Source organism: Paenibacillus sp. AR247, from assembly GCF_002968895.1.
Lineage (GTDB): Bacteria > Bacillota > Bacilli > Paenibacillales > Paenibacillaceae > Paenibacillus_AQ > Paenibacillus_AQ favisporus.
In genome coordinates this window covers 95,973-105,683 of record NZ_PCZT01000023.1, presented here as the reverse complement: position 1 = coordinate 105,683, position 9,711 = coordinate 95,973, and the positions used below count along the sequence as shown (strand labels likewise).

The following is a 9,711-nucleotide window of genomic DNA, read 5'->3' as shown; positions in this document are numbered from 1 at the left end:
AGCAATTCAACCGTCTGATTCTGCACTTCTCCCATAATTGCTTCAAGCTTTTGTCGGCCCGAAGTGCAGTCCTCTTTAACCTCTGGTTCGCAGCAATCCGATTTTACAGCCAAATATATATCCGCCAGCGTAATTTCATCCGGACGGCGCTTCAGATAGTACCCCCCATTCCGTCCCTCTCTCGCTTCAACCATTCCGTTATGCGTGAGCTGCGCCAATACTCTGCGGAGGAATGTGGCATGTGTTTGGACATCGCAGGCAATGGCCGCACTGTTGAGCGTTCCTTCGCATTTGGCAAGCAAGATCAGAGCGTGTACGGCAGTGGCGAAACGCGGCGGACCAATCTGGGCGCTCCGGTTAGATATCATTTAAATCCCTCCTGTTTACAGTGTATCGCAATCTCACAACCTATGTCTGCATCAGCAATACTTTCTTTTATCATATCAGTTCTTTCCTCAAACATAAAACTAACGATTAACGGAGTGGATGTTTGCGGGATAAGGCAGGCGTCATGTTGATGTGTTTTGGCATCCCACCGAAAATGACGCCATTTTGCACTAATCCGGCAGATTCCCGGATCTTGTCCCTACTTCGTACGATGACCGGACATTGTCGGTGCTCCCCCCAACTTTTCGCTTGTGGAAAGCTTTCACGACCCCGCCTATAGCGGCAAGTTTAAAGGCCATCCTTTTTAGGGATGGCCTTTGTGATATCGCTTGTTTAACTTGCCTAGGCACCTACACCCAAATGGATGCTCGCGGCCAAGTGGACCGGGCTTCATATGACTGTCAGGCTGGCAAGCCCATCAGGCCCTTACTTCGACTCGATACGGCCCAGCGGGTTGGCGCCCTCTTCCAGAACCGCGCGGGCAGCCGCCCAGCTGGAATGATCGAGGCCGAGCGCGCTGCGAAGGTAAGCCCACGTGATCCGCTGGAGCAGGGCGACTCGTTCGGGGCTTTCGTCCGTCGTTTCCGTGGCGTTGTATCCAGTGATTCCACCGAGCGAGTGTTGTCCCCCAAAAAGGGTGAGCAGAACTCTTGCTACCCGGGCTCAGGAAGTACGGGTCGGTGAACCAGTCCGGCCCCCGGGTGGACAGCATGGACTGGTCCTCGTCCCCGGCTACCACGAGGGCCGGCGTGTTCATGTCCGCGAAGCTCGGATTCATGAAAGGGAAGTGCTCGGCCGCAAACGGACTCAAGTCAGCTCCGCCCTTGCCCGTCGTGGCAAGCAGCAGTCCTGCCTTGATCCGCGAGTCGGACATGTCTTCTCCCGGCTGCCCGTTGGCATCGAGGACCCGCGCGCCGAGCAGCATGCTCGCTGTCTGGCCTCCCCAGGAGTGTCCGGCTACAGCAATGCGGCTGCGATCGAGGCGCCCGCTGAGGCCGGGTACGGAAGCTTCAATGAGATCAAGCTGGTCGAGGACGCGTTTCAGATCATCGACCCGAACGCGCCATATCAGCGGTGTACGTGGATCCTCAGGAGGAAGATTCAGCGTTTTCGAGTCGAGGTGGGTAGGTTGAATGACCGCGAAGCCGTGAGCGGCCCAGAAGTCGACCAACGGGGTGTAGCCGTCCATCGACGAGCTATAACCGTGCGAGAAAACAATAATAGGCAGGTCGTGTCCCGTTGCGGGCGCAGACACCCGCACTTGCATATCGTCACCCCGGTCCGGGGCTGATAGCACTACCGGTTTTACCGAGATGACTGGAGTAGGGGCATTAACGTTGATATCCATAGTTAAAGTTCCTTTCGTAGAGCGAGATTGGGTTTGGATCAATCATCAGAAGCTGCATTACCATGGGAGCGGGCCGTCCTCGTTCGAAAACGTGCCTGTCGGACCATTTTCATCGAGGAGCGCCAGGCGCACGGGTTCGCGTGCCCCCTGTTCGACGGTGCGCGTTCCAGCGAAGTTGTTGAGGTCCGTCCCTGTAAAGCCCGGGCATGCTGCGTTGACCTTGATGCCCGTCGACTCGAGTTCAATGGCGAAGGCAAGCGTCACGGCGTTGAGGGCGGTCTTCGACGGGCTGTACACGGCACCGAACATCGGGCGATGCGGATTGGCCGGATCTGCGTTGAGCGTCAACGACCCCGCTTCGCTGGATACGTTGACGATGCGTGCCGCCGGCGCCTTACGCAGAAGCGGCTTGCCCGCATGCGAGATGCCGGCATTGTTCACGAGCACGTCAAGTCGGCCGAGCTCTCGGCGGATACGCTCTGCCGCGGCGTCGACGGAGACCTGATTCGTGACGTCGAGCTGGAGGGCGCGTGCGTCCGGTCCTACACTTTTTGCTGCCTCTTCCCCATTCTTAAGGCTGCGCGACCCGACGAGTACGGTGAAGCCGTGTGCCGCGAGATCTTTGGCAATTTGAAGGCCGATTCCTTTGTTGGCCCCGGTAACCAGGGCGACGGGTTTATCCTGCATCTAAAAAAATCTCCTTTCGTGCATTGAAGTGTGGTATTTGTAAATGATCCAGGCTGATGCGCCAACTGCGTATCCAGAATGGATTCTCGGGTTGATACGTCAACCTAATGGGTAAAAAAACTTGGTTGCTCCTCAACCCATCATGTGTGATCATATTTGGTTGATGCGTCAACCTGGTATCTACTGTAACATGTTGTGGTTGATGCGTCAACCATGATATGATGTTTCTATGGATAAGAACGAGCTGAATGAAGAAGAAATGCGAATATGGCATATGTGGAAAGGCTCCTTCCAGACCATCTTCGGCCGCGTCGTCAAAGAAATGTCCGAGCACACGGGACTATCCGAAGGGGATTACGGTGTATTGGACCGGTTAGACCTATTAGGAGACGGCAGCCTTCGCCAACAGGAATTAGCCGACTCGATGGACTGGGATAAGAGCCGATTGTCGCATCATTTAACGCGAATGGAGAATCGCGGACTCGTGAAGAGGAAACCGCTGGACACGGATCGCGGCGTTCAAGTCATCATCACTCCCGCTGGACAATCAGCGTTGAAAGATGCCCGTCCCATCGTCTCCATGACAATACGCAAGCATTTTCTTGACCAATTAACCGATCAAGACAAGGAGTCGATTACTAGGCTGTCGGAAAAAATAAAGTCTTCGTCTTGTAAAGCCCCGCCGCCTTGACCGCGTTTGTTGATGCTATTCGTGAAACAGATGAGTACATCGATCAGTAAATAACAGGCCCATCACCCAAACGGTGAAGTGGCCTTCTACTTTCTGTAAGCCCTACCCCCTCTCTAAGGTGTCTATGGGCGAATAAACAGAAAAGGAGCTGCCCGCGGCAGCTCCTTTTTTTATGTGTGAGAGTACTCTCATCCTCTTTAGGTGTATACGAAATGACCGAATTTCGTTCTTAGCCGGAACCGATCAGTTTTTCGCATTGCGGCTAAACTGATTCACAGCACTAAAGAGCGCTTTTACCGACGAAGTCATAATATCAACGTCAATGCCGCATCCCCAATATACACTGCCGTTGGAAGCCGTGATTCCGATATAGGACACCGCTTGTGATTTCGAGCCTATTTCCAGAGCATGCTCCGTATAGATCAAATCGGAGTAATCCAGCCCAAGCTCGGTTTGGAGGGCATTGCTGATCGCATCGAGTCGGCCGTTTCCGTTGCCGGCGATTTCCTTGACTTCGTTGCCGGTGCGAATCGTGACGATCGTTTGGAAATCTTCGTTGTCGGTCAAGCGGTATTTCACAAACTCGACAGGCGTTTGGATATTCACGTATTCCTTCAAGAAAATGGCGTAGATCTCCTCAGGCATCAGTTCTTTCTGCTGCTGATCCGATACGTTTTTAACGAAGTATCCGAAGTTTTCGCGCATTTTCGCCGGGAGGTCAAGTCCGTACTTCAGCTGCAGCACGTATCCGATTCCGCCTTTGCCGGACTGGCTGTTGATACGGATAATGTCGCCTTCGTATTCCCTGCCGATATCCATCGGATCAATCAGCAGATAAGGGACCGACCAATGCTGCGGATCCTTTTCCTCGCGCCATTTCATACCTTTGGCAATGGCATCCTGATGCGAACCGGAGAATGCGGTGAATACCAGCTCGCCTCCGTATGGATGTCTTTCGCCTACTCTCATTTTGGTCAGCCGTTCGTACACGGAGGCAATCGCCGGAATGTTCTCAAAATTCAGCTTCGGGTCCACCCCGTGAGAGTACATGTTGAGCGCCAGCGTCACAATGTCCACGTTCCCCGTCCGTTCCCCGTTTCCGAACAATGTGCCTTCGACGCGCTGAGCTCCGGCCAGCATGCCGAGCTCGGCGTCCGCCACGCCCGTGCCTCTGTCATTATGCGGATGAACCGACAGAATGACATGCTCCCGGAAATTCAGATGCTCGCTCATATACTCGATCTGGCTGGCGTAGACGTGAGGCATCGACATGGATACCGTTGCCGGAAGATTGATAATGACCGGATTTTCTGCCGTCGGCTGCCATACGTCAAGCACGCTGTTGCAGATGTCCAGCGCAAACTCGATCTCCGTGCCGGTGAAGCTCTCCGGCGAATATTGGAACTGGAAGTTCCCTTCCGTCTCCTGCGCGCATTCCTTCAGCAGCTTGGCGCCGCTCACGGCGATATCGATAATCTCTTCCTTGGATTTGCGGAATACCTGCTCCCGCTGCGCCACCGAGGTCGAGTTGTACAGATGGACGACGGCTTTTTTCGCGCCCTTCAGCGATTCGAACGTTTTGCGGATGATGTGCTCTCTCGACTGGGTCAGCACCTGGATCGTCACGTCGTCCGGGATCAAATCCTGCTCGATCAATGTGCGCAAAAAGGCAAATTCCGTCTCCGAAGCTGCAGGAAATCCGACCTCGATCTCCTTAAATCCGATATCCACAAGCAGCTTGAAGTATTCCAGCTTCTCCTCCAGATTCATCGGAACGATCAACGCCTGATTGCCGTCGCGAAGGTCAACGCTGCACCAAATCGGCGCCTCCGTAATATATTCCTTCCGGGTCCAGTTCAGGCTGGTCTCCGGCGGCATAAAATATCCTCTGTCGTATTTGTTTACATTTTTCATGGATACCCTTCCTTTCGTCGATTCCTATGCTAATCTGCCAAAGATCGGAGGCGCAAAAAAAGCCTTTCATCTCCACTACAGAGACGAAAGACTTTAACATCTTACGCGGTACCACTCCGAATTCATGCCAACGCCGGCATGCACTCTACGGATACGGTTTGCATAAACAGACAAACCTGGATCCTCCTGATGATAACGGTCAGGCTCCGGCTCCACCTACTTTACTGTTTCAGCGAGCAACTCCAAGGTGAGTTCCAATTTTCTCCACGGCTGTTTCACACCGGCCAACAGCTCTCTGTTCGCTTAGAAAACCGTACTATTCCTTTTCAACGTAGTTTAATTATTAGGATTAATGCTATATCACCGACACGATGGTGTCAAGTGTAAATCTACATCGTATTGTTCTTCCGTGAGGGCTTTTTTATTTGGGAAATAAGCGCACACAAAAAGACACCGCCGATATGATCCGGCGATGCCTCTCTATTAACCCCCCTCAAGCCTCAAAACCGGCTGTTCGAATTTTTCCGCTTTTCTGCCGGCAGGATGGCTTCGACCACGTCCCAATGCTCGGCGATCTTTCCGTTCTCCACGCGGAACAAATCGTAAAAAGCCGTAGGCTGGCCATCAAACAAACCTTCACTTACCGTAAGCACAAAATCGCCTTGGCCAAAGACCTGATGGAGCTGAGTATATTTAAATTCAATATTTCTCTCCGATAGCGCCTGGAGTGCCGCATGCAGTCCCGAAAGGCCATCCCCAATATGCGGACTATGCTGAATGTAGCGATCCCCGTCAAAATATGAGTTCAGCAGCTCCGGATTTTTCCCAAACAAAATGTTCTCCACATAGCTTTGGACAAGCCCTTTGTTCGCATCCGTCTTGTCGATATCCTGAACCGTGACCGGTCCGTCAATCATCGTATGGCCGCTTGGCGTCTTCTCCACCATCTCCTGCAAATTGTCCCAATGCTCGACGATGAGCCCATTTTCAAAACGGAAAATATCAATGCCGATCTTAGGACCGAAGAATTCATATACGGAATGGAGGACCACAAAATCCCCGTCGACCAAAGCACGTTTAATGCTGACCTTCGTACCGTTTTCCTTTAAATGAGCCAGCGCACCTAGCATGGCATCACGGCCATCAGGTAAGGCTTGGTTGTGCTGAATATATTTATCCGGATGAACGTAAGCCGTAATCGCTTCGGGGCTGCCGCTCTCCAAGCTTTCCAGCACAGCGGTTGCCTTAAGAACAAGCTCATTATGATCGTTGAATGTCATCGAAATATCCTCCCTTTGATATCGAAAGTTAAAATTAACGTTTGCGCTTGATGGACCGGTCCTGATCTCGCAACATGTATCGTCATCAGATAAATAATGAACACTATGTTGTTTATTTATCTTGTGCTCATTATAATAAGGAACCATAGCACCCTCAATATTCAATATTTTGAGTTTTGCAGGATAAGGGGCATTTCGCACGGATTTGTCGCTTAACGCCTTAAATTTCTTGTAGGAGAGCGAAATCCATATGAACAAAAAGAAGACCGATCTAAGAATTGTGCGCACGAAACAATCGATCCGAAAAGCGTTTTATGAGCTGATTCAGGAAAAAGGATACGAAGCGATCACGATCCAGGATATTGCCGACCGGGCGATGATCAATCGAAACACGTTTTATCTTCACTACCAGAACAAGCCGGATTTATTAGATACATGTATGGACGAGCTGTTGAGCGAATTGCAGCGGACCGTCGTGCTTTGCCCATTCCATATGAACCCTTTCCGTCTGTCCAGACTGGAGACCGTCATGCAAGCCGTTCTGGAACACATTTCGGGGAGTATTACTTTGTACTATGCCATGTTGGTGGAGGAGAGCAGAATCTATCCATTTCGAGCAAAAATGGAGGCGATCATAAAAGGTAAACTGGATGAGGGGTGGAATCCTGCGCAGGGGGATTCGCCGTTATCGGTATCTAAAGAATTGCTGCTTGAGTACCTCGTATCGGCTTTCATGGGGATCGTGATTTGGTGGATCAAAAACGATCGGCCCCTGTCCGCGGCTGAGGTATCTTCCCAGTTCAGTAACATCGTGACCTATGGCCATTTGAGAGCTGCTGGCATTGCCATCGAGGAGTAGGATCGCGAGAGCAGAGGATGCGTAGGCTGGCGTTCTTAAAAAAACAAAGGACAGGAGAGCATTGTCTGCCCCGCCTGTCCCGTTTATGTTTTCATTTGATTGCTTCGCGTCATATGCCGAGCTTAATATTCCCCTTTAATGACAAAAAACGAGCCCCGAATCGTTCCGGCCAGCTTGGACTTCTGCCTCGCAAACTTAAACTTCCCTTCCAGCTCTTGGGGTACCTCCATCCCTTCCGAGAGCTTGAAGCCGACGGCCCGTTTCTTCGGGTCATCCACGGTATACATGACATTGAGTGCGAGACCGTCCTCATAAAAAACGTAGGCAATTTGGATATTTTCCACTTGAAAACGCGATGTTTCCAAAGGTTTTGCCGCAAACTCAATATCCCGTTCTTCCTTCAAAATCCGGTTCACATAATCCAGGGTCTCCTGGCTTTCGCTGGCGGGCACAACCGTAAATTCATGCTTGTATTTGTTCATAAAGTAACGAGCTTCATTTGCGCGCAAACCAGCAAGCGCTTCGGCGACAGGTGAAGATTCCAAACCTACCGTAGATACATTTTGAAAATCAACGATATACGACATTTCCATCCCTCGTTTTCTCTTCATTTCCAGAAATCTATATTTCACAAGGTGACTGACGATTTGTTAGTCTTCTAAATATTGTTTACATAGACTGGTAGAAACAAACATCCCGTTTAAATATTCAGCACTTTGCGTCAAAATCCTTCAGATATCTTCTTAAAATCTATGTATTCTAGGAGAATCACTCCTAGGATAATCCGCTCTCTCGTTAATCACCACGGCCTAATATATACTGATTCCGTCATCATTATATTACAAGATTAGCGGAGGATTTCCTATGAATCAACTTCATGACAATCATGCGCATAGCGGGCAAAGAGAACCGTTAATCGATTGGAACAGAACAGCTCTGGTCGTCATCGATCTCCAAAAATGGATAGGTCCGCAGTATGCCCCTTATTCCGCCGAAATGGTCATTGCCAATGCAGCCAAGCTGACCCAGCTTTTCCGTAGCCATGGGGCTTTTGTGGCACTTGTGCATGTGTCCAGTATGGACTTCAAAGATATGCTCAGTCCTAAGCTGGATGCCGCACCTCCCAAACTAAATCTGATCGAGGGCTGGGACGAATTTGCTCCCGAACTCGGCGTAACTGAAACGGATCATATCATCTCTAAAAAGCAATGGGGGGCCTTCCATGGAACAGACCTTGATCTCCAGTTACGCCGCCGAAACATTGATACGATCGTCATCTGCGGCATAGCCTCAGGGATCGGTGTGGATACAACCGCCAGAGAGGCTTTTTCAGCACGGATATGATATCATTTTCGCGATTGACGCCATGACCGGGTTCACGAAGGCTGAGCATGAGCATGTACGGGACGTCATTTTCCCGAGGATGGGGCGGATTCGCACAACGGAAGAGATTTTAAAAGAGGTTATCTATCAGTGAGTACTCCATTTGCGGTCATTTTCGCCTACTTAGGGTATGGATCACCGGGCTGTCTGTAACCGCAAGCTTAAAGGCCATCCTGTAAAGGATGGCCCTTCCTATACCTATAGCTCACTCGATTCAACTATTGTGCCCCAAACAGCTTCCAGATCAAGCTTTAATGTCCCGCTTGTAGCTCATCTCGATCTATAGCTTCGGGAGGTTGCTCCAACCAGCCATGGTCAATCATAATATTGGCACCATCTTCTACGTATAACGATACTTCCAACTGGCATTTTGCAAATAAGGCGGCAACATCTTTTCTTGCACTAAGTGAGGCACCATTGGCGTATTCCCTGATCTTCATGGCAAACATATCGATTTTATGATAAACCATCAATTTGTCTGAGAAAGGTGACTCCGTTGATGGTCTGACCAAATGATCAATGAGCGAAGGAGATGGCAAACCGTCTTTGGACAATTTATTCGACATCAGATCAATATGTTTTTGGTTAAGATTCTTTCCGCGTTCTAAATATTGTCTGACTTTTTCACTTTTTGCCACCTGGACAAAGCCAGTAATAATGGCTTTACTTGTGATGTCGTTGTTCATGTTACCGTATAAATGGGCAATTTCCAAGCCTTGCAGCGGTCTCCCGTTTCCAAAAAATACATTTAAAAAACTCTGTTTGGTAATAAAATCAACTCCTTCGGGAGGAGGAATGACAGGTGGATTTATTGATGCATTTTTGGAAAGCAAAACATCATTGACCCGAACCATTAATTGGCTCGTATCATGAAGGGTCTTGACAAAAAAATCCCGGATATCTTTCCTTGTCACTAAAGGTATAGCCACACTATAAATACTCATTCCGGCTTTGCCCAGATACTGTAAGTAATGAAGATAAAAATCATCTTCATACAGTCGGGGTGCTTCCAGATTTACGTCGTCCTTCGTAAACCCGACCGGTATAGGAAAGGCCGCTTGTTTAAAAATGGCTTCGATATCCTTTATATAATCTTCACATAACCCCTGGGCAAACTGTAAAATTCCTTTAATTTCTTTATCGTTCACATGCTGGAGATAAT

Annotated in this window: 8 protein-coding genes, 2 pseudogenes and 1 other annotated feature; of the genes and pseudogenes, 3 read left to right on the top strand and 7 right to left on the bottom strand. The window is 49.8% G+C overall.

Features of this window, described 5'->3' with window-relative positions:
* From CPT76_RS29465 to CPT76_RS29455, 3 genes and pseudogenes are all read right to left on the bottom strand, one after another.
* A partial coding sequence (locus CPT76_RS29465; RefSeq protein WP_105445573.1) for an RrF2 family transcriptional regulator occupies positions 1–368 on the bottom strand: 368 nt, incomplete at its 3' end.
* Between the two features lie 445 nt (positions 369–813).
* Positions 814–1,735 (bottom strand): annotated as a pseudogene (locus tag CPT76_RS29460) (alpha/beta hydrolase family protein).
* Between the two features lie 57 nt (positions 1,736–1,792).
* Positions 1,793–2,422: an SDR family NAD(P)-dependent oxidoreductase gene (locus CPT76_RS29455; RefSeq protein WP_105445402.1), complete on the bottom strand. Its 630-nt coding sequence runs from the start codon at positions 2,420–2,422 to the stop codon at positions 1,793–1,795.
* Positions 2,423–2,651: 229 nt separating this feature from the next.
* Between CPT76_RS29455 and CPT76_RS29450 the strand changes: the two genes are divergently transcribed.
* Complete coding sequence (locus tag CPT76_RS29450) at positions 2,652–3,113, top strand: MarR family winged helix-turn-helix transcriptional regulator (RefSeq protein WP_105445401.1); 462 nt, start codon at positions 2,652–2,654, stop codon at positions 3,111–3,113.
* Positions 3,114–3,356: 243 nt separating this feature from the next.
* On the opposite strand, the gene leuA is transcribed toward CPT76_RS29450, so the two are convergent.
* The gene (leuA, locus tag CPT76_RS29445) at positions 3,357–5,027 is read right to left on the bottom strand and encodes a 2-isopropylmalate synthase (protein ID WP_105445400.1); all 1,671 of its coding nucleotides are present in this window, start codon (positions 5,025–5,027) and stop codon (positions 3,357–3,359) included.
* Positions 5,028–5,103: 76 nt separating this feature from the next.
* Positions 5,104–5,366: a binding site (T-box leader), on the bottom strand.
* Positions 5,367–5,527: 161 nt separating this feature from the next.
* A complete protein-coding gene (locus tag CPT76_RS29440; RefSeq protein ID WP_105445399.1) occupies positions 5,528–6,307 on the bottom strand; it encodes a nuclear transport factor 2 family protein in 780 nt (259 codons plus the stop codon).
* Between the two features lie 250 nt (positions 6,308–6,557).
* Here CPT76_RS29440 and CPT76_RS29435 point away from each other — a divergent pair, with 250 nt between their 5' ends.
* Entirely contained in the window at positions 6,558–7,166 is a 609-nt protein-coding gene (locus CPT76_RS29435) for a TetR/AcrR family transcriptional regulator (RefSeq protein ID WP_105445398.1), read from the top strand.
* A gap of 122 nt (positions 7,167–7,288) precedes the next feature.
* On the opposite strand, the gene CPT76_RS29430 is transcribed toward CPT76_RS29435, so the two are convergent.
* Positions 7,289–7,753 carry a phage tail protein gene (locus CPT76_RS29430; protein WP_105445572.1) on the bottom strand — a complete coding sequence of 155 codons (465 nt, stop codon included), beginning with the start codon at positions 7,751–7,753 and terminating at the stop codon, positions 7,289–7,291.
* A 277-nt stretch (positions 7,754–8,030) separates the two neighbouring features.
* Between CPT76_RS29430 and CPT76_RS29425 the strand changes: the two are divergent.
* A pseudogene (locus CPT76_RS29425) lies at positions 8,031–8,643 on the top strand (isochorismatase family protein).
* A 157-nt stretch (positions 8,644–8,800) separates the two neighbouring features.
* Here CPT76_RS29425 and CPT76_RS29420 read toward each other — a convergent pair.
* Positions 8,801–9,711: DUF3231 family protein (locus CPT76_RS29420; protein WP_105445397.1), on the bottom strand; the 911-nt coding region annotated here is incomplete at its 5' end.

Excerpts from the sequence above, each read along its gene's own strand:
- CPT76_RS29455 (WP_105445402.1), bottom strand. The coding sequence starts at position 2,422 with ATGCAGGATAAACCCGTCGCCCTGGTTACCGGGGCCAACAAAGGAATC.
- CPT76_RS29450 (WP_105445401.1), top strand. The coding sequence starts at position 2,652 with ATGGATAAGAACGAGCTGAATGAAGAAGAAATGCGAATATGGCATATG.
- CPT76_RS29435 (WP_105445398.1), top strand. The coding sequence starts at position 6,558 with ATGAACAAAAAGAAGACCGATCTAAGAATTGTGCGCACGAAACAATCG.
- CPT76_RS29430 (WP_105445572.1), bottom strand. The coding sequence starts at position 7,753 with ATGTCGTATATCGTTGATTTTCAAAATGTATCTACGGTAGGTTTGGAA.
- CPT76_RS29440 (WP_105445399.1), bottom strand. The coding sequence starts at position 6,307 with ATGACATTCAACGATCATAATGAGCTTGTTCTTAAGGCAACCGCTGTG.
- leuA (WP_105445400.1), bottom strand. The coding sequence starts at position 5,027 with ATGAAAAATGTAAACAAATACGACAGAGGATATTTTATGCCGCCGGAG.